The sequence below is a fragment of the Neobacillus niacini genome (genome assembly GCF_019749295.1).
GTDB lineage: Bacteria > Bacillota > Bacilli > Bacillales > Cytobacillaceae > Neobacillus > Neobacillus niacini_D.
This window is the reverse complement of record NZ_JACWFG010000006.1, coordinates 85,195-109,590: the sequence shown is the minus strand read 5'-3', so window position 1 is coordinate 109,590 and position 24,396 is coordinate 85,195. Positions and strand designations below refer to the sequence as shown.

Annotated in this window: 26 protein-coding genes; 13 read left to right on the top strand and 13 right to left on the bottom strand. The window is 41.0% G+C overall.

The window, feature by feature from the left end; all coding sequences use genetic code 11:
• Positions 1-166 precede the first annotated feature (166 nt).
• From H0184_RS10455 to H0184_RS10415, 9 genes are all read right to left on the bottom strand, one after another.
• On the bottom strand, positions 167-637 hold the full coding sequence (locus H0184_RS10455; protein ID WP_221824137.1) for a hypothetical protein: 471 nt from the start codon (positions 635-637) through the stop codon (positions 167-169).
• 203 nt (positions 638-840) lie between these two features.
• Positions 841-1,362, bottom strand: a complete 522-nt coding sequence (locus H0184_RS10450) for a DUF6241 domain-containing protein (protein WP_221824135.1) — start codon at positions 1,360-1,362, stop codon at positions 841-843.
• Positions 1,363-1,580: 218 nt separating this feature from the next.
• Positions 1,581-1,886: a DUF5658 family protein gene (locus H0184_RS28085; protein WP_396953595.1), complete on the bottom strand. Its 306-nt coding sequence runs from the start codon at positions 1,884-1,886 to the stop codon at positions 1,581-1,583.
• A 334-nt stretch (positions 1,887-2,220) separates the two neighbouring features.
• Positions 2,221-3,168 (bottom strand): mannose-6-phosphate isomerase, class I, encoded by a 948-nt coding sequence (manA, locus tag H0184_RS10440; RefSeq protein ID WP_221824131.1) that lies wholly within the window; start codon positions 3,166-3,168, stop codon positions 2,221-2,223.
• Positions 3,169-3,189: 21 nt separating this feature from the next.
• Positions 3,190-4,056, bottom strand: a complete 867-nt coding sequence (locus H0184_RS10435; RefSeq protein WP_221824129.1) for an ROK family protein — start codon at positions 4,054-4,056, stop codon at positions 3,190-3,192.
• A 204-nt stretch (positions 4,057-4,260) separates the two neighbouring features.
• A complete protein-coding gene (locus H0184_RS10430) occupies positions 4,261-5,397 on the bottom strand; it encodes a glycerate kinase (protein ID WP_221824128.1) in 1,137 nt (378 codons plus the stop codon).
• 195 nt (positions 5,398-5,592) lie between these two features.
• A complete protein-coding gene (locus H0184_RS10425) occupies positions 5,593-8,688 on the bottom strand; it encodes an efflux RND transporter permease subunit (protein ID WP_221824126.1) in 3,096 nt (1,031 codons plus the stop codon).
• Positions 8,689-8,921: 233 nt separating this feature from the next.
• On the bottom strand, positions 8,922-9,215 hold the full coding sequence (locus H0184_RS10420; protein WP_221824124.1) for a hypothetical protein: 294 nt from the start codon (positions 9,213-9,215) through the stop codon (positions 8,922-8,924).
• A 174-nt stretch (positions 9,216-9,389) separates the two neighbouring features.
• Positions 9,390-10,283, bottom strand: coding sequence for a GNAT family N-acetyltransferase (locus tag H0184_RS10415; RefSeq protein ID WP_221824122.1), 894 nt, complete (start codon positions 10,281-10,283; stop codon positions 9,390-9,392).
• A gap of 145 nt (positions 10,284-10,428) precedes the next feature.
• Between H0184_RS10415 and H0184_RS10410 the strand changes: the two genes are divergently transcribed.
• The 8 genes from H0184_RS10410 (at position 10,429) to H0184_RS10375 (ending at position 17,468) form a co-directional block, all read left to right on the top strand.
• Positions 10,429-10,851: a VanZ family protein gene (locus H0184_RS10410; RefSeq protein WP_221824120.1), complete on the top strand. Its 423-nt coding sequence runs from the start codon at positions 10,429-10,431 to the stop codon at positions 10,849-10,851.
• Positions 10,852-10,947: 96 nt separating this feature from the next.
• Positions 10,948-11,478: an NUDIX hydrolase gene (locus H0184_RS10405; RefSeq protein ID WP_313771745.1), complete on the top strand. Its 531-nt coding sequence runs from the start codon at positions 10,948-10,950 to the stop codon at positions 11,476-11,478.
• Between the two features lie 198 nt (positions 11,479-11,676).
• Positions 11,677-12,180 (top strand): Lrp/AsnC family transcriptional regulator, encoded by a 504-nt coding sequence (locus tag H0184_RS10400; RefSeq protein WP_221824115.1) that lies wholly within the window; start codon positions 11,677-11,679, stop codon positions 12,178-12,180.
• Positions 12,180-13,388 carry an aminotransferase gene (locus tag H0184_RS10395; RefSeq protein ID WP_221824427.1) on the top strand — a complete coding sequence of 403 codons (1,209 nt, stop codon included), beginning with the start codon at positions 12,180-12,182 and terminating at the stop codon, positions 13,386-13,388. Before H0184_RS10400 ends, H0184_RS10395 begins: the two co-directional genes overlap by 1 nt.
• A 170-nt stretch (positions 13,389-13,558) precedes the next feature.
• On the top strand, positions 13,559-14,467 hold the full coding sequence (locus H0184_RS10390; protein WP_221824114.1) for a DMT family transporter: 909 nt from the start codon (positions 13,559-13,561) through the stop codon (positions 14,465-14,467).
• A 109-nt stretch (positions 14,468-14,576) separates the two neighbouring features.
• Positions 14,577-15,341 (top strand): SPOR domain-containing protein, encoded by a 765-nt coding sequence (locus tag H0184_RS10385; protein ID WP_221824112.1) that lies wholly within the window; start codon positions 14,577-14,579, stop codon positions 15,339-15,341.
• A 159-nt stretch (positions 15,342-15,500) separates the two neighbouring features.
• A complete protein-coding gene (locus H0184_RS10380) occupies positions 15,501-16,730 on the top strand; it encodes an ATP-binding protein (RefSeq protein ID WP_221824110.1) in 1,230 nt (409 codons plus the stop codon).
• Between the two features lie 78 nt (positions 16,731-16,808).
• Positions 16,809-17,468, top strand: coding sequence for an MOSC domain-containing protein (locus H0184_RS10375; protein WP_313771744.1), 660 nt, complete (start codon positions 16,809-16,811; stop codon positions 17,466-17,468).
• A 30-nt stretch (positions 17,469-17,498) separates the two neighbouring features.
• Here H0184_RS10375 and msrA read toward each other — a convergent pair whose 3' ends face one another.
• Positions 17,499-18,446 carry a peptide-methionine (S)-S-oxide reductase MsrA gene (gene msrA / locus H0184_RS10370; RefSeq protein ID WP_221824106.1) on the bottom strand — a complete coding sequence of 316 codons (948 nt, stop codon included), beginning with the start codon at positions 18,444-18,446 and terminating at the stop codon, positions 17,499-17,501.
• 471 nt (positions 18,447-18,917) lie between these two features.
• Between msrA and H0184_RS10365 the strand changes: the two genes are divergently transcribed.
• Positions 18,918-19,214, top strand: a complete 297-nt coding sequence (locus H0184_RS10365) for a c-type cytochrome (protein ID WP_221824104.1) — start codon at positions 18,918-18,920, stop codon at positions 19,212-19,214.
• A gap of 39 nt (positions 19,215-19,253) precedes the next feature.
• Here the strand turns inward: H0184_RS10365 and H0184_RS10360 are convergent, their stop codons facing one another.
• Entirely contained in the window at positions 19,254-20,216 is a 963-nt protein-coding gene (locus H0184_RS10360) for a 2-hydroxyacid dehydrogenase (protein WP_221824102.1), read from the bottom strand.
• 43 nt (positions 20,217-20,259) lie between these two features.
• The gene (locus H0184_RS10355; protein ID WP_221824100.1) at positions 20,260-21,093 is read right to left on the bottom strand and encodes a YitT family protein; all 834 of its coding nucleotides are present in this window, start codon (positions 21,091-21,093) and stop codon (positions 20,260-20,262) included.
• 142 nt (positions 21,094-21,235) lie between these two features.
• Between H0184_RS10355 and H0184_RS10350 the strand changes: the two genes are divergently transcribed.
• The 4 genes from H0184_RS10350 (at position 21,236) to H0184_RS10335 (ending at position 23,305) form a co-directional block, all read left to right on the top strand.
• Positions 21,236-21,496: a CGCGG family putative rSAM-modified RiPP protein gene (locus H0184_RS10350; protein ID WP_221824098.1), complete on the top strand. Its 261-nt coding sequence runs from the start codon at positions 21,236-21,238 to the stop codon at positions 21,494-21,496.
• The gene (locus tag H0184_RS10345; RefSeq protein ID WP_221824096.1) at positions 21,481-21,759 is read left to right on the top strand and encodes a hypothetical protein; all 279 of its coding nucleotides are present in this window, start codon (positions 21,481-21,483) and stop codon (positions 21,757-21,759) included. The genes H0184_RS10350 and H0184_RS10345 overlap by 16 nt, the downstream gene beginning before the upstream one ends.
• 64 nt (positions 21,760-21,823) lie before the next feature.
• Positions 21,824-22,051: a hypothetical protein gene (locus H0184_RS10340; RefSeq protein ID WP_221824094.1), complete on the top strand. Its 228-nt coding sequence runs from the start codon at positions 21,824-21,826 to the stop codon at positions 22,049-22,051.
• A gap of 264 nt (positions 22,052-22,315) precedes the next feature.
• Positions 22,316-23,305 (top strand): glycerophosphodiester phosphodiesterase family protein, encoded by a 990-nt coding sequence (locus H0184_RS10335; RefSeq protein WP_221824425.1) that lies wholly within the window; start codon positions 22,316-22,318, stop codon positions 23,303-23,305.
• Between the two features lie 14 nt (positions 23,306-23,319).
• Here the strand turns inward: H0184_RS10335 and H0184_RS10330 are convergent, their stop codons facing one another.
• A complete protein-coding gene (locus H0184_RS10330; protein WP_221824092.1) occupies positions 23,320-24,378 on the bottom strand; it encodes an NAD(P)/FAD-dependent oxidoreductase in 1,059 nt (352 codons plus the stop codon).
• Positions 24,379-24,396 lie beyond the last annotated feature (18 nt).

Here is a 24,396-nt window from a genome sequence, read left to right as displayed (position 1 = left end):
TATCTCGAATTCAAGATAATTATATCCAAACCATCCTCTCCCGTCAACCTCACCGACTTTAAAACTCCGATATACTGTCCACCCCACGTGGACAAAATAGCCAATTTGTCCACGGATGGTGACAGGCACCGCTAATGAGCACCAATAATGTGCACCTCTAATGCCCCTACTGGTTATAATCCCAAACAATCTTCCATTCCTCGTCTTCTTCTACTGCAAAGACTTCCTGTTTTAGGTCGAAGTTGCCGTATTTTCCTTTGTAGGTTTGGGTGATGAGGATTTTGTAGACGTTTTTAATGGCAGGACCTTCTTCCGATATTTTCCACTGATCGATTTTTTCCGGTTCTCCCAAAACAAAATCGAAGGTTTCGACGCCAAAGTGGTTCATAAATACGTGAGCTCTGTCTTGAATATAATGCCCTTTGTTAAATTTTTCTTTCATGGTTGAATGGAAAAGATTCCAGGATGACGAGAATTCTCCTTCTTGCTCAAACTGATAAAATTCCGATACCACCGCTGCCGCCTCTTTATCAGGAGAATTCCAAGCACCTTTTATTAACATAAAAACAATAACGATACATATTAAGAGCACCATTCCCATTACAAGACCCTTAAACGACGCAGATTTTCTAGACATGACAAGTGTCTCTCCTTTAATACCGACATTCCATACTAAAGGCTATGTCCACCCACGTCCAAATATTATTAAAGTTAATTTACTCAACACATACACAAAGCTGAAACTTCCTAACTGTCCACCTCAGGCGGACAGTGTCCACGAGCGGTGACAGGCACCGCGAATGACACCACCAATGGCACTACCCAGTGGCACTACCCAACTTAGCGAAATTCATCTTCGATATAGTCTAGTTCCTCCTGAGGGGTGAGGAGTCTTGTGGCTTTGCCGATGTTTCCATTTTGGTAGGACCATATTTTATTGTGTGCGCTTACTGAGTTGCTGAAGTCTTGTCTTGTCCAAGGTTCGAGGATTTGTAGCAGCATTTGTTTGTTACTGCTATTTTTAAAGTCTTTGTTTTGTATGACTTCGTTTAATTTCTGTACTTTGTCAGCGGTGATTTCGGAGGCACCCCATTTTTTGTCTGCCTCTACCTTTTGATGGGTCATATTGTGAACTTCTTGGATAAGTTCCCCTTCGCTCATTGTTTCGTACTTGTCCGTTACTTTACTTGAAACTGGCGCAGCAAAACCTTTATCGATTTTGGTTTGTGCCTCTTTCGCGGCAACAGGATCGTTTTTCTTCAAGGTGACTTTCATCCCGCTATCATCACTTAAATAAAGATAAACTCCCACGATACATGCTAGAATCCCAATAATAGGACCCGCCACTCTAAGCTTTTTCATTGTGCTCTCTCCCTCTTAACTCTATTTATTTATCTATCTAACTCGTTTGGAAAAGCCCAATTTCTATTAATTATACAAAATTATCCCATATCCTTGTACATTATTGTTTAAAACTAGGATATATTTTACTTAATATTAAGCTAGAATATATAACCTCATCCATATGAAAACTTACACCTAAGTAAAAGGTGCCTACCATAAATGATGGATAGGCACCTTTAAATAAGAACAACAAGCCAGTAACAGTGAAGAAAAAATATCAAGGTATAGAAGCTGGACGCGAAAACAGTGAGCCCCTTTGTAAGGGAGGATGTTGGTACTTTTTTAAAAAAGAGAAACAAGTAAAGGCACAGCGAAAATACCAGTTTAATAATCAGAAATAATGCTGGATCTGCTTCATATATTTTACTCATTAGTGGGTTCATTTCTTGTATGATTGAATTTTCCAAACCAAAGAATGTAATGAAGGCATCAAAAATATTTAAGAGCGATAAATAATGAAAGAGAAAAACCACTTTTACCATCACCTCAAAAGGTTCCTAATAACGAACATTCTATTATTTTCCTTTTGGAGGGTGTGATATCCTGCCTTTTCGAGCGGTAATCGTTAGACAAAATCCCCTATTATCCTTTTTATTTCAACTTACAAACTGTTTTATGAAGGGAACATTTACTTTTAAGTTTAGCGTTATCAAACGAATTGTGTCGAAGAGGAAAAAGAAAACTCGAAAAAGGGGGAAGAGGGAAAAAGCTTTGGTACGAGTGAAACTGCTATTTTTATAAATTAGGGATTTATCCACACCGCATTTTAAAAAAAAGGCTCAGAATTCAATATTCTGAGCCGCTTTCACGTTAAAATTACGTATGAGAAACAATAAATTCTGTATTTCCCTCAAGTTCAAATTCTCCAAATCCTACTGGAAGGATAAAGTGGTTTCCTTTTTTTAAGTGATACGTTTCACCTGCATGAAGTAGTGCACCCGTACCGTTAATTACACTTACGAGCAAGTAGTGGCCATCGGCAGTAAAAGATGCTTTGCCATCAACATTCCATTTGTAGACAGAGAAGAATTCAGATTCTACAAATGTCGTTACTACTGCATGATCACGTTCCTCCACTTTCGGAGTAACGCCTGTTTCTTGATGAGGAACTGTTGTCACATCAATGGCTTTTTCTAAATGAAGTTCACGCAGATTACCTTCTGCGTCTCTGCGGTCATAGTCATATACTCTATAGGTGGTGTCTGAGCTTTGCTGCGTTTCTAGCACGAGAGTTCCCTCACATAATGCGTGGATGGTCCCGCTTGGAACATAGAAAAAGTCACCAGGTTTAATTTTCACCCTGCGAAGCAGCTCGTTCCACTTTCCTTCATTAATTTGTTGGATTAATTCCTCTTTTGTTTTAGCATTATGGCCGAAAATCATATCGGCCCCCTCTTTACAATCAAGGATGTACCAACATTCGGTTTTACCTAAATCCCCATTTTCATGAACCTTTGCATATTCATCCTCAGGATGTACCTGAACAGATAAATCAGCATTGGCATCTAGTATTTTTGTTAATAGCGGAAAAACTTCATCTGTTTGATTTCCAAATAACTCAGGTTGTTTTTTCCAAAGCTCTTCTAAAGACATTCCTTCAAATGTTCCATTTTCAATAATCGACGGACCATTGGGATGAGCGGAAATCGCCCAGCATTCGCCAGTTTGATTTGATGGAATTTCATAACCAAATTGGGTTGTGAGGGCAGTTCCGCCCCAAATTCGTTCTTTAAAAACTGGTTTTAGAAATAATGGCTGTTGCATTAATGATAACCTCCGCTTGAATTAGTTATTCTCTTGAAGTGCCTGCTTGGCTAGCATAAGGGACCCTGTAATTCCAGCATGATCGCCCAAACCTGGACTGACAATATAGTCTGAAAGTTCAGGCAAGGAAACATAACCTGCAAGAAATTCATTTAAGTATTTATAAATAGTAGGAAATAATTGCTTCTGATGCATGACTCCCCCGCCGAGAATGATTTTTTTCGGTGATAGGATCAATACATATTGCATAAGAGCTTGAGCAATGTAATAACCTTGCATGTCCCATACCTCTGGTTTGTCTACTAAGTCGATTCCCTTTGCTCCCCAGCGGTCCTCGATCGCCGGTCCTGCCGCAAGACCCTCCAGGCAATCACCGTGATACGGACATTTCCCCTGATACTCATCCTGTGGATGACGTCTAACCAGAATGTGCCCCATTTCCGGATGTGATAATCCCTGAAGAAGGTTACCCTGCACAATTGCGCCTGCTCCAATTCCAGTTCCGATTGTTATGTATAAACAGCTATCCAAACCCTTTGCTGCTCCATGAGTAACCTCGCCTAATGCAGCTGCATTCACGTCGGTATTGAAACCAATCGGTACCCCGAATTCTTCCGCTAACGTCTTTACAATTGGGTAATCACGCCACCCCGTTTTAGGTGTCGAGGTAATGGACCCGTAGCTGGGACTTTCCATATTCACATCAATTGGTCCGAAAAATCCCACTCCAATTGCCTCGAGTTGGTATCCATTAAAAAAGTCAATCACCTGTGGCATCGTTTCTTCTGGAACCGTCGTTGGGATTTGAATCCGCTCTATAATCTTCCCTGTTTTATCTCCGACAGCACAAACAAATTTCGTACCGCCCGCTTCAATAGCACCTAACATCAAACTCCCCCCCCAGTTAATAATCAAAGCACATGAATCAATTATACTAAAAACACACACCCATTAATAAAAAATTCAGTGGAACATCAATAAAAAAAGGAAAACCCATGAGCTCGGTTCCCCTTTACACCATTAAAATCAGCTAAAGAGATGAACTGTCCGCCTGAGGTGGACAGTGTCCACGAGCGGTGACAGGCACCGTATTTACACCACGTTTAGTAAGCTAGCGATATTTCTTGCGGTGTTGACGATGTTTTGGTGTGCGTTTTTGAGTGCGTCTTCTAGTGTGGTTATTCCAGGGACTATGCTGAAAACGCTGGTGATTCCATATTGGTAGACGGCTTCGTAGCCTGCTCCGAGTGATCCAGCTAGTGCGATGACGGGTACGTTATATTTTTGTGCTACTGCAGCTACGCCTATGGGTGTTTTACCGTATATAGTTTGGCTGTCGATTTTACCTTCTCCTGTTATAACAAGTGAGGCATCTCGAATATGGTCTTCTAAGCCTGTTGCTTCCACGACGATTTGAATTCCCTTGCGCAACTGACATGGGAGGAATGCGAGTAGTCCTGCGCCTAAACCTCCTGCTGCACCTGCACCTGGAATTTCACTAACACCCTTACCCTTACCTAAATCTCTGTCTATGATCCTAGCAAAATGGCCTAGATTCTGGTCCAATACCCTGACCATTTCAGGTGTTGCACCTTTTTGGGGACCGAAAACTACACTGGCGCCTGTTTCACCTAGCAAAGGATTCTCAACATCACAAGCTACTTCCAACCGTATTTCATTGAGTCTTCCATCAAAGTCTTCTAAATTAATAGAATTCAGGTTTGCTAATGCACCGCCGCCAAAGCCGATTTCACAGCCATTCACGTCCAGTAATTTGCCTCCCAAGGCCTGTACCATTCCTGCTCCACCATCATTAGTCGAACTTCCTCCGAGCCCTAGGATAACGGTTTCTACGTTATATTCCAGAGCTGCTAGGAGGAGTTCACCCACACCAAAAGTTGTGGTATGTAACGGATTTCGCTCTTCTGGTGATAGTAAATGTAAACCTGATGACGCTGCCATTTCAATGACGGCTGTTTTTCCATCATGAATTAACCCGAAGAACCCCTCTACTTTTTCGCCTAGCGGGCCTGTTACATCATGCTTAATTACCTGTCCCTCCACCGCACTGACTAATGAGTGAACGAGTCCTTCTCCGCCATCAGCCATGGGCACTTTTACATATTCAGCGTCTGGAAAAACTTCGAGAAATCCCTGTTCAACCGCGTTCGCCACCTCAAGGGCAGATAAGCTCTCTTTAAAAGAATCTGGCGCAATCACAACTTTCATAGCTTTCTCCTCTTTGATTTATTGAAGTATAATTTCAGTACAACTTTAATTTTATAGTTTTTCAGAGTCAAATAAAAATTAATTCTTTATTACGTATACTTTAGGAAATGTTCCTATTCCTTTAGGAGCTAGTCTTTACAAGACTCCCTCTGATCTATCGCAATAAAAAAGGAATCCCCCTAAGTTGGAATTCCTTCACGTTCTCTTCACATTTCTTGTCTTCGCTTTCTTACGAGAGGGTACGGTTATTACACCATCAAAGTAACTATACATAACAGGAACAACAATCAAAGTCAGCAGCGTACTGCTAATCATCCCTCCTATGACGGTTATACCCATGGGCTGGTTGATTTCTGTTCCTTCACCAATACCTAGTGCCAGCGGGATAAGTCCAAGAATCGTGGTAAGAGATGTCATAAAGATTGGCCTTGCCCGATCTCTTACAGATTCTACAATGGCTTCATGTGTCCCTATGCCGCTTTCCTTTTTCTGATTAATAAAATCGACAATTACAATCGCATTGTTCACGACAATACCCGCAAGTACAATTACCCCAATGATAACAGTGAGACTTATTGGGCTCATCGTAGAGATTAAAGCGAGTGCTACTCCAATTACCATTAATGGGACGCTAAACATGATCACAAATGGATATTTTAGTGATTCAAATTGGGCAGCCATGACGAGGTAAATAAACACGACAGCCAGCACCAGCGCAAGAATTAACTCATCGATGGACGAATCAAGCAATTCCTTTTCCCCGCTAAAAACAATCTGTGACTCCTCTGGGAGATTTAAGGAGGCAATCTCCTGCTCGACCTTTTTTGAAATAGCACCTAGATTGGTGCTGGTTTTGTATTTTAAGGTAAACTGGACTGCCTCCTGTTGGTTTATACGATGAATATCAACAGGTCCACTCTTTGTTTCTATCTTTGAAACATCATCTAATGTGACATAACTGCCGTCCAGTTTCTTGATTAATAGGCCTTTTAAGTGGTCCAAATTACTTGTAATATCCCGGTCATATTCCACAAAGACACTGTGGATTTCGCCTGTATCGGAAACCATCTGTGTGGCTCTGGTGCCGCGCGTTACATCGTTAACAATCATCGCAATCTGCGCAGGAAGGAGTCCATGTTTTAGTGCTGCCTCCCGGTCTACGTTAATTTGGATTTCGTCTACTTTCTCCATCAGATCCGTTTTTAACTCATTCACGTCTTTTAGGTTGTTTAATGTTTGATAGATTTTATCTACACTTTGTGATAACCGTATTTTATTACTATCTCTTACACTAAAAGAAAGAGTATGCGGGCTTGAGCCAGTTGAAGACTGCAGGATAAAGGATAACTCCGCGCTTTCATTCGCAGAACGAGCTGCCTTTTCCAGCTCCTTCTTAACATCATCCACAAATTGAAAAGTTGTCCTGCTGCGCTCATTTCCTTCCTTCATTTTTATATACAGCTCTCCTACATTTGCATTCGTCGAGCCCCTGAAGGTCCCTTCCTGGGTCGTCCCTATTAAACTAACGTATGTATCGACATCATGTTTCTTTTTTAAGTGTTCCTCTAATGATGATAGAACACGATCTGTTTCAGTAAGCGCGGCTCCATTTTCAAGTTTAACCCGTACACTAAAGAAGCCTTCATCCTGACTTGGCAGGAATTGTGTTCCAACAGTTGTTAAGCTCCACACACTAAGGAGAAGGAAAAAGAAGGTGATTAGTAAAACGGCACCTCGGTGTTTCAGAGACCAGATGACAGATTTCTCTATCCTCTTAACCCAGCTATTCTTTTGTCTTCTATTTTCAAATTTTCTCTTTGGTGCTCGTAATAATCTGCTTGCAAGCATCGGCACCACTGTCAAAGCAACCACAAGGGATGCGAACAAACTAAAGGAAATCGTTAACGCAAATTCAGTAAATAGCTCTCCGATGAGTCCAGTAATAAAGACCACTGGCAAAAATACTGAAACAGTAGTTAACGTGGAAGCTGTTATCGCAGCTCCTACCTCTTTTGTCCCCTCCAGCGCAGCCACTTTAGGTGATTTTCCCATTGAAAGATGACGATATATATTTTCAATCACCACAATGGAGTTGTCGACAAGCATCCCAATCCCGAGCGCCAGTCCGCCGAGAGTCATAATGTTTAGGGTGAAGTCTGCAAAGTACATTAGCACAAAGGTTACAATGACCGAATAAGGAATCGCAATTCCGATAATAAGAGGGCTCTTGATATTTTTTAAAAATAAAAACAACACAGCCATAGCCAATACTCCACCCACGAGAAGAGATGAGGAGATATTACTGATTGCCATCTGAATGAAATCCCCCTGATCAAAAAGGACTTCTGACGTGATGCCTTTATATTTTTCTCTTTTCAGAAGCTTGTCCAGCTGGTTTGTAAATTCTTTTGAAACCGCAGCCGTATTGGAATTGGATTGCTGTAGAACACTCAGCAGGACAGACGGCGCCTGATTCGTTCGTGTAATGGTTCGGTCATCCGCTTTGGTCAGGTGTACATTACTAATATCCTTCAGTTGAATTTTTTCACCTGTTAAGGGATTTACCCCTACTGTTAAGCTCTCTAAGGTACTAATGGAATGAATGCCGCTGACAATCCTGGTTGTGAGTTCTTTTCCTTCCGTTAGGATCGTATCTCCCGGCATCGAAATATGATTTGCTTTGATAATATCGACTACATCCGAGTGACTCAGTTGGTAGCTTTTCAGTTTTGCCTGGTCCAGTTCAACCCTGACCTCCTGAACAGAGGTACCTGATAGATTCACACTCGCGACACCAACCACTTTCGTTAGCTCGAGCTTTAATTGTTCCGCAAGCTCTCTAAGTGTTTTTTCATTAGTGTCAGAAGAAAGCGACAGCTGGATAATCGGAAACATAGCAGGATCAAACTTCAGGAAACGAGGTTTTCCAACTCCCTCGGTTAGCGGAGCCATATCAAGCCTCTGGAGCACATCCGTCTGTATCTCATCAATATTTGTTGACCAGGAAAATTGCATTAATATAAAGGCAGCACCTTCCTGTGAAGTAGAAGTCATCGTTTTGATCCCAGTAAGGGTGGCAAGGTTCTCCTCTAACGGTTTTGTTACCTTCTCGATAACCTCCTCCGGACTAGCGCCAGGGTAAGCCGCCACGACAACCCCAACCGGTGGATTAATCTCAGGAATCAGCTTCATCGGAATCTTCATAAGCGAAACCCCGCCTAAAATCAAAACAAGAAACATCGTTACAAGCGTAAAAATCGGCCGCCTAATCGAAAAATCACTAACCCACATCCCAAAACCCCCAAATAAATATCCATACATACAGTATTTTCCAACCATAAAATAAACATACTGTGGTGAAATATACCGCGGTGACAGGCACCACTAAAATACAAATGTCCGTGTGGGGCGGACAGTGGATAATGGGACAGGTACCATTTATTCTGGAATACATAAAAAGGGAGAAGTGCTTCTTGGCACTTCTCCCTTCTTATGATCTACGTATCTCCCTTGATGTTAACTTTTTACAGTTTCCATTTTGGGAAGTCTTTTACCTTTTGTTTTTCATACTCTGTCATTCTCGAGTAGGAATGTGACAGTTTTGAAAGGATGTACCCCTGAGGGCTGGCGGTTTCGTCCAGATCATTAACCTCTTGCAGTTTAATATTCGTAAACATAATGGCTATTTGAGCTAAACTCTCGATTGTGTCCATCAATTCAGGGTTGTCATTGTAATTTTTCTTGGCAATTGAATAAACAGTATCCAGTCGGCTCCTAATGTGCTTTAGCGTTTCTGCATCAAATTGGTCTTTTTTCATTACATTTCACCCCTTATTACTATAAGCATATGGAACTTTATAGTAAGTGGAACGTAATAAAATAAATAAATATAAGTAAGAATAAACTGGCTCACATAGAAAATTCCAATACAGCACTAAAAAGGCATTTTCCCAAAACATGAGAGAATATGCCTCCTGCATAAAAAGGATGATTTATAAGAAATATTGGTAGCACACAACCGCCTCTACCTGCTTAAATCCTTCCTGTATATATAGAGCCTGTGCCCGCTCATTCTCTCCATTCACACTAAGTATTGTACGTTTATAGCCTTTTTCCCTGGCAAACTGTAAGGAGGCTCTCAGCAAGATCCTACCTAAGCCGCGGCCTTGGTATTCAGGCGTAACTGCGACAGGTCCGATATTCATAATCGGAGCATCTTCATATCCATCATCGGCACCCCGAATAACGCCTACTGGCCTGCCATGATGGAAAAGAAGAAGCATGCCGCCTTCAAGGTAATCGTCATCGTGAAGGAGCTTAGTCACCCCTTCGATTGTAATCGGAGTTTCACTGCCTTTAAGCGTCGAAAAAGCTGCATTACGCACCAAAGCCCAATTTTCTTCATCCTGCCCTTGTTGAAAAGGTCTCAGTTCATATCCCTCAGGAAGGGTGTTGTCAGGTACCTCCAAATCCTCTCTTACAAGGAGGAAGGCGTATCTTTCCAATGAAAACTTCATGCCTTGTATAATTTCGATCAACTTTTTATTTACAACTGGAATAAACAGAAAAACCTTCTCTAGGTTCTTTGTATGGTTTAATAGATTCTTTAACAGCTGCTGATAGCATTGAATATCCTCAACTTCAGAATGAAAGATTCGAAAACGCGCTCTTTTTCCTCGTATATGATAATCATCCATCACCAAAGAAGCTGATCCTACAATATCATCCTTCTCATTTATGAGTATATAAGTAGGATTTTCATCACCCACCTGAAAATCCCGTAATTCAAAATCATACAAATAAGAGTCATCAACCTCACTGCGATGCTTTCTACAATACGCAGCAAAATCCTGAACTTTTGCCTCCTCTAACGCTACAACCTTCATTCATCCGCCCCCTCCCTAAATTAATTTTACGGTGCCTGTCACCATTTATGCAATATCTCTTCATTTATGCATTCCATTCGATCATTTTATTCATATGTATGAAACGACTGGTAACGGTCAAGCTTGTTAGATGGGAGGTTGGATGATGAGGAGTTTGTTTATTTTGTTTTGGTGCGGTGTGATTTTGGTGTTTACTTGCACTTCAAGTTTTCATGATTTGATTCATTTTGGGGTTGTGGCGTTTCAATTAGATGTTAATCCACCATATTCAGAGTTCTTTTTTCCATTCCCCTCTGACGTTAGCGGAGACCTATGGATACAAAAACTGGGTCATATATTAGCTTTTCAATTTCTTACAGTGCTGCTGTTGATGAAATACAAATCTAAGATTTTCATCCTAACAGCGGCTTTCTCCTTTGCCGTTCTAACTGAATTTCTCCAATTATACTTTCACCGAGGCGGCAGAGTTTTTGACATTGGCTTTGATTTAATAGGTATTTTGATTGCGTTAGCGATAGCAAGTCTCTTCCCTATCAGTAAACCTGACTACATATCTGCAAAAAATTAACTAGCATTGAACCAGCTTCCTCCTCTTGCCCCTTGAATTTCCTCTAGACTTAGGCAAGAATAAATAGATTAAGATATACGAATGAGGTGGGTACTAGTGGAGTGGAAAATTAACAAAGTACAAAGAGATCAAGTAGATCGATTTGAAATCGTACAGGAAGACGTAACCCTTCCAAATCATACTGATATGCATTTTTCCTTTGTGAATTTTGCAAAAGGAGTTTGTATACTGCCGATTACTGAGGATGGAAAGGTGATTTGTATTCGCCAATACCGCCATGCTGTGAAGGAATGGCAATGGGAATTGCCTGCAGGTGCTATTGACCCTGAAGACAATGAACCACTCTCCGCAGCTAAAAGAGAGCTTGAAGAAGAAGTTGGCTGCCAAGCAGAAAGCTGGATAGATTTAGGCAGTGTTTATCCATCACCTGGGTCCACAAGTGAGCAAATCTTCCTTTTTGCTGCCACTAACCTGATAAAAACAGAACAGCAGCTGGAAGCTACCGAGCAAATAGACCCGCATACCATTGAAATGCAAGAGTTACACCAGCTAATTAACTCCGGAGAATTCAAACACGGTGCAGGCCTTGCAGCCATTCTTAGATATCTAATAAAAAATGAAAGCTAGTAATAAAAGGGAGTTTGAGCACAATATGTGTTAAAACCCCTTTTTCTATTAAATACAGGTCCCCACTGTCCGCCTGAGGTGGACAGTGTCCACGAGTGGTGACAGGCACCGAATATTAGTTCATTGTATTTTATTTATTCTAACAATGATGTATTATAGAAATATTAAATTTTTGAACGTTGTGAGGAGGATTTGTAGATGAGGTTGTCTGGTGAGGAGTTAGAGGTCCTTTCGATTGTTGAGGAGAATCATAGGATTCCTGTTGAGGATATTGCTTTGATGGTGAATTCGAGTGCAGAGGATGTTACGGCTATCATTAAGAAGTTAGAGGATGAGAAGGTGATTGTCAGCTATCCGGCTTTAATAGATTGGAGCAAGGTGGACGGCAAGGAGAACATTGTGGCGATGATCGATGTAAAGGTGCAGCCAAAGCGCGGAGTGGGTTTCGATGAGGTTGCTGAAAGAATCTACCGATTTCCTGAGGTTACCTCCCTTTACCTTATGTCCGGGGCATATGATTTATCAATCACGATTGAAGGAAAATCGATGTCAGAAATCGCTAGATTTGTTTCCGAGAAGCTTTCAACGATTGATAATGTTATTTCCACCACTACTCATTTCATGTTAAAGAAATACAAACATGATGGCGTCATCTTTGGAGAAAGCAATGACAAAGACCGTCGAATGGTGGTTTCACCATGATGCAAGAACCACAGCACTATTTATCACAAATGGTACAGGAACTAAAACCATCAGGAATAAGAAGATTTTTTGACCTCGCCGCTTCCATAAAAGGCGTTATTTCCTTAGGGGTTGGTGAGCCGGATTTTATCACCCCGTGGAGCATTCGCGAAGCAGCCATTCTTTCTTTAGAGGAAGGCTATACCTCTTACACAGCAAATCCAGGATTGCTGGAGTTGCGAGAGGAAATCTCATTCTACTTAAATCGAAGATTTGGTGTAAAGTATAACCCTGTTGACCAAGTAATCGTGACAGCCGGGGCCAGCCAGGCGATAGATTTAACCTTCCGTGCGATCTTAAACCCGGGAGATGAAGTGTTAATTATTGAACCTGCTTTCGTTTCTTACGCACCTTTGGTCACCTTAGCAGGCGGTAAGCCCATACCGGTTTCCACACATCCTAGTAATGGGTTCAAGCTTACACCCGAACAAATCGAGAACGCCGTTACCAGCCGGACAAAGGCCATTTTGTTGTGTTCACCAAATAATCCGACCGGAACCTATTTAAACAAAGAGGAACTAACCAAGCTGGCGGCAGTGATTCAAAAACACGACCTGCTAGTTGTCTCGGATGAAATCTATGCAGAATTAACCTATGATGAAGAATATACCAGCTTCGCCTCCATTGAAGGTATGTATGAGCGAACCATCCTAATCAATGGCTTCTCTAAAGGCTTTGCCATGACAGGCTGGAGATTAGGTTTCTTAGCGGCTCCAACACCTTTCACTGAGCAAATGGTTAAAATCCTGCAATACACCACCATGTGTGCACCTCATATGCTGCAGCACGGTGCAATCGAAGCTTTACGAAATACGTATCACGAAGTAGAAAGCATGCGAAGAAGCTATCGGAGAAGACGGAATTACATCGTTCAATCTCTAAACAACCTTGGATTGGACTGCCACACTCCAGGCGGTGCCTTCTATGTCTTCCCTTCTATTAAAAGCACAGGGATGACTTCAGAACAATTTGCAGAAGAGCTTCTACTAGCAGAAAAAGTGGCAGTTGTCCCGGGAAGTGCCTTTGGCGAGAGCGGCGAAGGCTATGTACGATGTTCTTATGCCACTTCTTTGGAACAGCTTCAAGAAGCGGTAAAGCGTATCGAAAAGTTCATGAACTCATTAAAATTAAAGGAAACACAAGCCGAAGAGCAATATACAAATAACTAAACATCCGATAAGGAAACGTCGACCCGGCCTAACAGCCAGGGATTGACGTTTTTTGTATGTAAATGGTGAGTTTTGTTAGTGCCTGATGACCCGCATTTATGATAAGATTATTTAGATTTATTTCGTATATAAAAATACTTCACCCTATATATCTAGAAAAGAGGACAGAAATGAACCATCAAGATAACTCCAGATCTATTGTCTTACCGCTCACCATTTCAATTATTGCGATTTCATTTTCAGCTATTTTTGTAAAATGGTCTGACGCACCTGCTTCGGTTTTAAGTATGTATCGCATGATGCTTGCCAGTTTATTGATGCTTCCGATCGTTTGGAAAAAGCGGGAGGAATTTAAAAAAATTAAAAACAATGACTGGGTCTTTTTATTTTTCTCAGGTGTGTTTTTAGCATTACATTTTGTCCTTTGGTTCGGCTCGTTAAAACTAACCACTGTCGCAAGTTCAACCATTATCCTTGCCCTGCAGCCAATAGTTTCCTTGGTCGGCGGATACTTCCTATTTAAGGAACGAACCACTGCATCCTCATTGATGACAATGGGCATTGCGATTATTGGAGCAATGATGATTGGCTGGGGTGACTTTGCCTTAAGTCAGGACGCCATCTTAGGAGATATCCTTTCGTTTTTAAGCGTCATTGCGGTGGTTGGCTACTTGATGATTGGCCAAAGCATTGTCAAAAAAGTATCTCATTGGATCTACAGCTTTAGTGTGTTTTTCATTGCAACCATCGTTCTATCAATCTATAATCTTATCACCTCCGTACCTTTTAGCGGATACCCAGCAAAGGAATGGGGAATCTTTCTGTTACTAGCTACTGTTCCAACGATTAGTCATATCATCAATAACTGGCTCTTAAACTATGTCAATGCTACAACCATTTCAATGAGTATATTAGGTGAACCGGTTGGTGCAACGATATTGGCAGTCATACTATTAAATGAACACCTTGCCTCCTGGCAAATTGCAGGTGGAATGCTTGTGCTTCTTGGCGTGTTTTTCTTTTTAACACAGCAGCAAAAAAAGATTTATCTTAAAGGCACCGTAAATAGCGGGACATGAAGAATAAACCTCCATCAGGGGGTTTTTATTTTTCCACAGGCAGTTGTCCATCGACACCCTCGTCTTCATCTCATAAAATAAAAAGAAACTTCATAATGGAGGAGATGAAATGTACAAAGTATTTGCCGGATCTTTCAAGTCTAGGGAAAATGCACAAGAACGATCAGCCTTCCTGCGTACAAAAGGAATCCAATCTTTCATCGTATCTGCCAACATTTCTGGTGAAACGTGGTTTCGGGTACAGGCAGGGGCTTTTACAAGCAGGGAAAACGCAGAAAATCGAGTAAATGAAATCAAGACAAATACAGGAATAAATGCTTTCATCGCAACAGAAAACGGAAGTTCCACTAAGACTTCAGGTACAGTTTCAAGTCCCCGCTTCATTGATCTTAATCCAACTTCCATTTTAGGCCCTACACAGCTTTCCGCAGAAAAAATGAACGCATTTGTAAGATCTATAAACCCTAATGCACCCCTGTTAGGGGAATTATATAAAAGGTTTGGAGAATATTATGGCATTAGAGGAGATGTTGCCTTTGCACAAGCCATGCAGGAAACAGGCTATTTTCGGTTTACAGGGGATGTAAGAAATGTGCAAAACAATTTTGCCGGAATTGGTGCAACAGGCGGCGGAGCTAGAGGAGCAAGTTTCAGTACACCTGAGGAAGGTGTGCTTGCACATCTCCAGCACTTATATGCGTACGCATCCACTGCACCATTACCAAACACCTACCCGCTGGTTGACCCGCGCTTCGATCTTGTGAACAGAGGCTCGGCCACAACCTGGACCGCTTTAAACGGAAAATGGGCTGTACCTGGCACCACCTACGGACAATCAATCTTGAACTTATATAGAAGAATGGCCCAGTCGTAAAACCTTGCATTTCTAAAAATAAAGCCAGCATCATTGCTAGGCTTTTATTTTTTACTAGATATGTCATATTAATATGACAATTGCACTAATTTTCTATTAATATCTACAAGTTTCGTGGTATGATAATAGCAAATTTAAGACTGATTATGAGGATAACGTATGAAAATATGGGGACAAATTATTCTGGTTTTAATATCCGTTCTATTTTCCATCTTTCAAACCCTAATGGGGCATGAGCGTTTTTTTACGCTGGACTTTATAATATTCACATTCATTGCCTGGTTAGTTGGGTGGCAATATGACCGAACACGCTATTTTGTAAAACAAGCACAGGCTAGTGTAGAAAGCTATAAACAATTACTAGATTCATTGCCAAATGCCGTTATTATTCATCAGGATAATCGGGTGATTTATGTAAATAAGGAAGCCGTATCGATGATTGGCGCCAAGCAGAAGGAAGAAGTAATAGGAACCTCTATCCTTAATTATCTTTATCCAGAGTATTTGGCACGACTTGAAGAGCGTCTGAAACAAGTAAAAAAGGAAATACATCCATTAAACAATATTGAATACAAATTTATTAAGTTGGATGGTTCTGTTTTTGTATTTGAAGGCTCTTCCATGTACATTACCTTTGCTGGAAAAGAAGCTGTTCTATCAATTGGGAAAGATATCACAGAAAGAAAAGAACAAACCGAACAACTGCTGCAAAAATCTGAGAAGTTAGCACTTCTCGGTCAAATGGCGGCAGGTATTGCCCATGAAATCCGTAACCCTCTTACTTCAATTAAAGGATTCATTCAGCTGTTTAAAAAAGAGCAGCATCGAGTAGAATACTATGATATTGTGTTGTCTGAGCTTGATCGTATCAATAATATCGTTGGCGAATTCCTCGTACTCGCCAAACCCACTGCGGCTGTTTTTGCAGAAAGAGATATCAAGGATTTAATAAAAGATGTTGTAACTTTAATTAATACACAATCTATTTTGAACAACGTTCAAATTTTTGTAGAGTTTGAAAGTGAGTTACCTAAGATCAGCTGTGAGGAAAACCAACTTAAACAGGTTTTTTTAAATCTATTAAAGAACGCCATTGAAGCCATGCCAAGCGGCGGAACCATTGATGTAAAGGTGACGGTTAAGGAAGAAGGGAAAATTTCTGCCCAGATTATTGATCAGGGTATTGGCATTCCAAATGAACGAATTCCTACACTTGGTGAACCGTTTTATACAACAAAGGAAAAAGGAACTGGCCTTGGTTTAATGACCTGTTATAAAATTATTGAAAGCCATAATGGTCAATTAACAATTGACAGTGTAATGGGTGAGGGAACCACAATTGAAATTATATTGCCCACTATCACCCAGAGAGTTTTTAGTTTTTCATAATAGGCAGAAGGAACCCTTTAGCATGGGTTTCTTCTTTTTTTTCCTTGTATTATAGTAAAATAAAAACCATGAGGAGGAGTGACATTGTACAATAGAGAAATTGTTTACTTAAGCAAAGGCCTGCCTAAAAATGAGGTATATAAGAATGAAGCCTATCTGTCTGGTATTTGGAAGGAACAAAGCGACGAGCTTTTGGTAGGCTTTCATCAAATAAAGGGCGACCAGGTTGCAAATCCTGAATATCATGGTGGCTCTGAGCGTGTTGTTTGCGTATACCCCTACGAACATTATGCTCATTGGGAGAATGTATTTGGCAAACCATTAACTCCCTCTGCTTTTGGAGAAAATGTAACCCCAATAGGCATGAAGGAAGACCAAGTTTGTATAGGAGATGTTTTTCAAATTGGCGAGGCCGTCCTGCAGGTATCGCAAGGCCGTTATCCATGCTCTACCATCAATAAACGCAACCACAACAACCTTCTTTTAAAAAGAATCGTGGAAACAGGATATACGGGATATTTTTTCAGAGTATTGGAAGAAGGCAAAATAACCTCTAGTTCTAAAATAAAAAAACTATCTTCACATCCTGAGCAAATCACTGTTTCCTCTATTCATCATCTTTACTTCCATGACTCATCACCTTCTTTAGAAAAGATTGAAAAAATATTAGCGGTCGATGAGCTTGCAGAACAATGGCGGAAGTATCTTCTCGATTTAAAGGAGAAAATTCAGAAATGACAAAACTCCCAGGCTCATCCTGGGAGTTCTTTAGGTAAATAGCTTTAAAAAATGTCCATATCCTTCTTCTTGCAGTTTATCCTTGGGTACAAATCGGAGTGCAGCGGAGTTAATACAATATCGTGCACGATCAGGACCCGGTCCGTCATCAAATACGTGTCCGAGATGGGAATCTGATGTTTTGCTGCGGACCTCAATCCGTCTCATCCCGTGGGAAGTATCAAATTTCTCCTCTAGTTCATATCGCCGTAACGGCTTGGTAAAGCTCGGCCACCCGCACCCTGCGTCATATTTATCAGTCGAGCTAAACAAGGGCTCCCCCGAAATGATATCGACATAAATTCCTTCCTCTGTATGATTCCAAAATTCATTTTTGAACGGGGGCTCCGTTGCATTTTTCCGAGTTACCTCATATTGTATGGCGGTCAATTCTTTCTGAAGCTCATCATCACTTTTACGCACTTTCCAGTTTTCCCGTATGAACCGCGCCCGGCCAGAACCCTCTCGATAGTGGTTATAGTGAAAAGGCATCTTTTTATAATATTCCTGATGTTTTTCTTCTGCTCGATAAAAGGGAGCAGCGGGCAGAATTTTGGTTACAATCGGCTTTTGAAATCGGCCGCTTGCAGCTAGTGCTGCCTTTGAGTCCTCTGCCATTTTTCTTTGAGCTTCGGTATGATAAAAAATGGCCGTCCGGTAGGATAAACCACGATCATTAAATTGCCCGCCTTCATCCGTCGGGTCAATCTGCTGCCAGAACAATTCAAGCAGCTTCTCATAGGGGAAAATAGCAGGATCAAATGTAATCTGAACCGCTTCATAATGTCCCGTTGTATCCGAACAAACTTCTTCATAAGTCGGGTTTTCCTTATGTCCGCCGGTATAACCAGAAATCACTTCCTTAATTCCTGGCTGTTCATCAAACGGTGAAACCATGCACCAAAAGCAGCCACCCGCAAATGTTGCTAACTCTGACATTAGACCAACTCCTTTATTTTTCTGTTATCCGAGAGTATTTCTCTGTTATCCGCCAGTATTCCCTTGCCATCCGCCAGTATTTCTCGCTATCCGCCAGTATTTCTTGCCATCCGCCAGTATTTCTCGCTATCCGCTAGTATTTCTCGCATCCGCCAGTATTCCCTTGCTATCCGCCAGTATTTCTCGCTATCCGCCAGTATTTCTCACTATCCGCCAGTATTTCTTGCTATCCGCCAGTATTTCTAGCTATCCGCCAGTGTTACTTCCTATCCGCCAGTATCCCCTTTCTATCCGCCAGTATTTCTCGCTATCCGCTAGTATTTCTCACCATCCGGCCTACCTCAAAACCTCTTTTAGCTTATTCTACATAACCCGCCCCATTTAATAAAATTTTAATCTTTGGTTTAGAAAATTTTTAGGTTTATCCAGTAAGCTTGCAATATAGAATACGGTTACGTAGGAGGAAGCATTATGAAGCGCCTTTGGATTGTTATCGCCTTATCATTATTAGTTATAGCCGGTTGTTCATCCAACACTGCCAATGCAAAGAGACCAACTGATGGAGAAGGTCTTTATAATTTCAGCTGTTTATCATGTCATGGAGAAAATTTAGAGGGAGCTGCTGGTCCTCCCGTAATCAACATGGGAAGTAAGTATTCGGAGGAAGAATTACTAAAGCTGCTAAACGATGGTGTTGGCATGATGCCTGGCGGTCAGTTATCAGAAGAAGAGGCTAAAACCGTTACGAAGTGGCTTTTAGAAAAATAATATCAGAAAAAGGTTAGGGAGCCCTAACCTTTTTTCAACTCAATTCACTATATTTTTTGGTGTATTCCCCTGTAACCCTTGGATCAAATTTTCTGCTGCGAGTAATGCCATTTTTAATCTCGTATTCTTACTAGCACTTCCAATATGCGGCAGAGCAACAACATTTGGGAGACTGAGGAGCGGATGGTCTGTTTGTACCGGCTCTTTTTCAAATACATCTAAGCCTGCTCCCCAAATCTGTCCTCCCTTTAATGCTTGATAGAGTGCTTCCTCATTAACGATCCCGCCGCGGGCTGTGTTGATTAAAACTGCAGTCGGCTTCATCAGAGCTAACTCTGCAGCACCAATATAATTTTCCGTTTCTTTCGTATACGGAGTCAGGACACAAACAAAATCTGATTCCCTGAGTAATTTTTCTTTTTCTACATACTGTATGCCCAGCTGCTTCTCAACTTCAGGCTTTCGTGAGCGGTTATGATAGTAAAGATTCATATCAAACCCTCGCGCTCTTTTCGCTAAAGCCTCACCAATTCTTCCTAATCCGATGATTCCTAAGGTGGCACCATAAATATCCTGACCAGTCAATTGCATTGGCGACCATGTTTTCAAACTGCCCGCCCGCAAATAATCAGAGGCCTCGACCATTCTTCTAGCTGTCGCCATTAACAGTGCAAACGTTAGATCCGCTGTTGTCTCTGTTAATACTCCAGGTGTATTGGTAACCATAATTTTTTGCTCAGTTGCGGCCGCAATATCAATATTATTATAGCCGACAGCCATATTGCTGATAATTTTCAAATTGGTTCCGAGAGTTAGAAGATGCTCATCGATCGTCTCGGTTAATAAACAGAAAAGACCATCCACATCTAGGATTTCCTTTTCTAGGACGTCTCTCGGAACTGGTTCCTCTTCCTTTTCCCACATCCTCACTTCGCATACCTCTGTTAACCTAGTAACAACTGCATCCGGCAGTTTCCTCGTTATGTATATTTTTGGTCTCAATTCGATTTCACTCCCCCGCATGATTTCTACAGTATCAATAAATTTATGATGCTTTATAGCCCTTTCCCATCATTTCATGCACATTGTGTATGGTTACGTAAGCATTGGTATCAATGGTGTTAATGACGTTTTTTAGCTGCACGATTTCTTGTTTGTTAATGACGATATAGAGGACATCTTTATTCTGACCGGAATATCCGCCGCGCCCTTCAAGTACCGTAATTCCTCTCGACATTTTACTGGTGATGTTATCCAGTACCATTTCAGGTGAATTAGAGATAATCAAGACAGCTACCTTTTCATCTAAACCTTCCACAATGAAATCAATTGCTTTTGCCCCGATAAATACAACCAATAGAGTGTACATCGTTTTTTCCAGGCCGATGATAAAAACGGAGCCAGCTACCACGATAATATCAAAAATAAGCATGCCTTTCCCAATGCTCCAGCCTAACCATTGGTTAGTGAGCCTTGCGAGGATGGTTGAACCTCCGGAGGTTCCGCCTGTTCGAAAAATCAATCCCAATCCAACGCCCACTAATAATCCTGCAAAGATGGCAGCTAGAAAGGTGTCCTCTGTTAACTGTTTACCAACATCCTCGGTCACATATAGGAAACCTGAGCTGGCAGCAATAGAAATAACCGTGTAAACCATCGTTCTTTTTTCAAAAAACTTATACCCTACAACTAAGAGGGCAGCATTCATCACAAAGTTCACAACCCCTGGGGACCAGTGGAACAAATAGTGGGTAATAATGGTGATTCCTAAAATACCGCCCTCAGAAAGAGTGTTGGGAATCGTAAAATAATTTACACCGACTGCAAAAATCAATGAACCCAACAATATTAGTGTTATATCTTTCAATGTTCTTTTCATATCGATACCACTTTCATAATTTTGTACACTAATAATATACCATTTTAATTGCAGCTTGCAGTTTGTTTTTGTAATGGCTTGTGATTCCTATCACCACTTCCATACATTTTTCCTATTAAAATAAAGATAAGAGGTGATTGGGTTGAATAAGAATTGGTCAATATCATTGGAACATGAGGAATATACCTTGGACATAGAACTGGTGATTAGTGATGCCATCGATGCAGTAGATAAGACTGAAAAGGGTTATTATGTAAACGTTGTGACCCCGGCTGCTTTGGGAAACCCTGATGACTATTTAACAGAAGCGTTAGTGAATTATTTCGGAGGCAGGATTACAATAAAATTCATCGACCAATGCGGCTGTGGAGGGTATGTACTAAGAGTATGGAAAAACAACTAAAAGACTTATCTGCTTTGACAAACTATCAAAACCGGCAAGTGATCCTTAACTATTATCAGGATGAAGATTTGCTATACCAACGGGACGGATTCCATTTTAGCAGCATTCAGCTAACAGAAACAGCCCTCACTTTTATCAAAAGTGACGGAATAGCCATCACCATAGAACTAAAAACCTATCCACACTCCTACATTAACACAGCCTTTCAAAACTACTATACACTAAAAAACAACCAAAACGTGCTGGAGATTTACTTCCCATAATTATGTATAAACTATCCCTTTTAGCAGACTCTAATTTCATAGCAAGTTAAAAGGAGACTGTATTGTGAATATATACGAAATTACAAACATGATTATTGATGATGACTTCGACAGTGAAGAATATGTGACAGCCGAGTTTTCTCACAATCTAATGGATTACAGCATTACGTTTAAAAAGGCAGATCTTGAAGTCATTAATTCCTGGCAGTTTAAGGATGGTACATCACTTCCTGCTAACTTATCAGAAACTCTTATCGAATCGATTAGAGAAGATGTAAAAAAGAAGATTTAGCTCCATGCTGATTGGCAGCCCCAATCAGTTTTTTTATGGATTTTTAGCGTTCCGCTGATATATTTGGATTTACGCGGATATATCGGATTTAACGCGGATATATTCCATTGAACGCGGATCTCTGCTCTTTTTAGTTAAATAAATTCACGCTTAATCTTGTATTAATCGTAAGAATCCGCTAACTTGGACATGAATGACAGTAAATTTAACAATAGAAGAAGCTTTTCTGCTGCTAATTACCTCATTTATTTTGTAAATCAGCAAATGGAGGAATGGAAACTGAAGAAAATACTAAAAAGACTTCTACTATTTTTGCTCTTATTATCATTATTTATTTTTCTGAACAATACTTCTCTTTTCGCAAAGGATCGTGAGGGTGACCCCCTGCTTCTTGCACACCGCGGGCTTGGGCAGACTTTTAGTATGGAAGGAATTCAAGGCGATACCTGTACGGCGGAACGCATCTTTAAACCTGAACATCCATACCTGGAAAACACCATCCCTTCCATGGAGGCAGCATTTGAAAACGGTGCTGATGTTGTTGAATTGGATATTAAACCAACAAAGGATGGCCAATTTGCTGTTTTTCATGATTGGACACTGGAATGCCGGACAAATGCAGAAGGAACGACAAAGGAACTTACGATGGCAGAATTAAAGCAGCTCGATATTGGCTATGGATACACCGCGGATAATGGAAAAACCTTTCCATTTCGCGGTAAAGGCGTTGGCCTCATGCCCTCGCTGGATGAAGTATTAAACCATTTCCCAGAAGGTTCATTCTTAATTCATATTAAAAGTGATGACCCCAAAGAAGGAATACAGCTGGCTAACGACCTAAGAAAACTGCCGGCTGAACGATTAAGCCAACTAACTGTTTACGGTGGAGATCAGCCTATTGCGGCGATAAAAGAGGAACTCCCTAATCTTCGTGTGATGTCAAAGGCAACATTAAAAAGCTGTCTTCTTCCCTATATCGGCATCGGGTGGACAGGTTATATTCCCTCTGCATGCGAGAAGACACAATTGCATATTCCAGAGAAAATAGCCCCTTGGTTATGGGGATGGTCGGAAAAGTTCTTAAACCGGATGGACAGTGTTGATACTCGGGTGATCGTGGTCGCCGGTGATGGAGGGTGGTCAGAAGGCTTTGATACGAAAGAGGATCTAACAAGATTGCCTGACAATTATAACGGCGGAATCTGGACCAATCGAATAGATAAAATTGCCCCAAATTATAAAAAAATAGAGTGAAGGCAGCCTTCACTCTATTTTCCAACTAATTGCTTCACTAGTTCCTTATTACGCTGTTTAAATAATTCATTATGAGATGAAACCATCGCCACTTTAGCCGCGTCTGGCTGAATATATTGCTTTGCTTTATTCACAGCATTGGCTGCATCCTGGAATGCACCAGCAATCAGATTGACCTTCCCCTCATACATCAGAATATCTCCCGCTGCATAGAGACCTTCAATCGAAGATTCACTCGTTGCATTCCCCGAAATGTAATAGTTATCTACTCTTTCAATCCTCAATTCACTATTTTCCAATAATGTTGCATCCTGTTCATAGCCATGACTCACGACGACTTCATCAACAGGTATATACCGAATATCTCCTGTTTCATGGTTCGTTAATTCAACGGTGTTAATTTCGTCACGTTCATCATTGGCTATTAATTTGCTAATGGAGGTTTGAAAGAAGCATTCAACCGAACTGTTCAGCAGCTTACTTGCCTGTGCTTCCTGTCCATGTCCGCCTAACCCTTCTTTTCTGTAGGTTAAATAGACTTTTTTCGCAATCGGCTCCAGCTCATTGGCCCAGTCTACTGCCGAATTCCCGCCGCCAGAAATGATGACGGTTTTATCTTTAAACTGTTTAAAGGATTTAACCGTGTAATGTAAATTAGACACTTCAAATCTTTCGGCACCTTCTATTTCAAGCTTTTGTGGATTCAAAATGCCGCTGCCGATGGCAACAATCACTGTTTTTGACAAATGTTCTTGGCCAGATGATCCTTTTAAAACAAAGATCCCCTCTTCATTACGGGTAATGGATTCAACTTTTTCATTTAAAACCACTGTCGGGCTAAACGTTAATGCTTGCTCAACAAGCTGTTCCATTAATTTAGCTCCTGTGATTGGCGTTAATCCACCTACATCCCAAATCATTTTCTCCGGGTAAACATGTATTTTACCGCCTAATTCAGGTTGATATTCGATCACCTTTGTTTTCATTTCTCTAAGTCCACTATAAAAAGTGGAATAAAGCCCCGCTGGCCCTCCGCCAATCACCGTCACATCAAACAATTCCTGCTGTTCCATCTCCGTCCACTCCCAACA

Coding starts and splice junctions, on each gene's coding strand:
- H0184_RS10385 (WP_221824112.1), top strand. CDS start 14,577: ATGTACAAAGTATTTGCCGGATCTTTCAAGTCTAGGGAAAATGCACAA.
- H0184_RS10420 (WP_221824124.1), bottom strand. CDS start 9,215: ATGAAAAAAGACCAATTTGATGCAGAAACGCTAAAGCACATTAGGAGC.
- H0184_RS10450 (WP_221824135.1), bottom strand. CDS start 1,362: ATGAAAAAGCTTAGAGTGGCGGGTCCTATTATTGGGATTCTAGCATGT.
- H0184_RS10380 (WP_221824110.1), top strand. CDS start 15,501: ATGAAAATATGGGGACAAATTATTCTGGTTTTAATATCCGTTCTATTT.
- H0184_RS10355 (WP_221824100.1), bottom strand. CDS start 21,093: ATGAAAAGAACATTGAAAGATATAACACTAATATTGTTGGGTTCATTG.
- H0184_RS10435 (WP_221824129.1), bottom strand. CDS start 4,056: ATGTTAGGTGCTATTGAAGCGGGCGGTACGAAATTTGTTTGTGCTGTC.
- H0184_RS10390 (WP_221824114.1), top strand. CDS start 13,559: ATGAACCATCAAGATAACTCCAGATCTATTGTCTTACCGCTCACCATT.
- H0184_RS10455 (WP_221824137.1), bottom strand. CDS start 637: ATGTCTAGAAAATCTGCGTCGTTTAAGGGTCTTGTAATGGGAATGGTG.
- H0184_RS10410 (WP_221824120.1), top strand. CDS start 10,429: ATGAGGAGTTTGTTTATTTTGTTTTGGTGCGGTGTGATTTTGGTGTTT.
- msrA (WP_221824106.1), bottom strand. CDS start 18,446: ATGTCAGAGTTAGCAACATTTGCGGGTGGCTGCTTTTGGTGCATGGTT.
- H0184_RS10365 (WP_221824104.1), top strand. CDS start 18,918: ATGAAGCGCCTTTGGATTGTTATCGCCTTATCATTATTAGTTATAGCC.
- H0184_RS10430 (WP_221824128.1), bottom strand. CDS start 5,397: ATGAAAGTTGTGATTGCGCCAGATTCTTTTAAAGAGAGCTTATCTGCC.
- H0184_RS10425 (WP_221824126.1), bottom strand. CDS start 8,688: ATGTGGGTTAGTGATTTTTCGATTAGGCGGCCGATTTTTACGCTTGTA.
- H0184_RS10395 (WP_221824427.1), top strand. CDS start 12,180: ATGCAAGAACCACAGCACTATTTATCACAAATGGTACAGGAACTAAAA.
- H0184_RS10415 (WP_221824122.1), bottom strand. CDS start 10,283: ATGAAGGTTGTAGCGTTAGAGGAGGCAAAAGTTCAGGATTTTGCTGCG.
- H0184_RS10330 (WP_221824092.1), bottom strand. CDS start 24,378: ATGGAACAGCAGGAATTGTTTGATGTGACGGTGATTGGCGGAGGGCCA.
- H0184_RS28085 (WP_396953595.1), bottom strand. CDS start 1,886: ATGGTAAAAGTGGTTTTTCTCTTTCATTATTTATCGCTCTTAAATATT.
- manA (WP_221824131.1), bottom strand. CDS start 3,168: ATGCAACAGCCATTATTTCTAAAACCAGTTTTTAAAGAACGAATTTGG.
- H0184_RS10335 (WP_221824425.1), top strand. CDS start 22,316: ATGGAGGAATGGAAACTGAAGAAAATACTAAAAAGACTTCTACTATTT.
- H0184_RS10345 (WP_221824096.1), top strand. CDS start 21,481: ATGGAAAAACAACTAAAAGACTTATCTGCTTTGACAAACTATCAAAAC.
- H0184_RS10400 (WP_221824115.1), top strand. CDS start 11,677: ATGAGGTTGTCTGGTGAGGAGTTAGAGGTCCTTTCGATTGTTGAGGAG.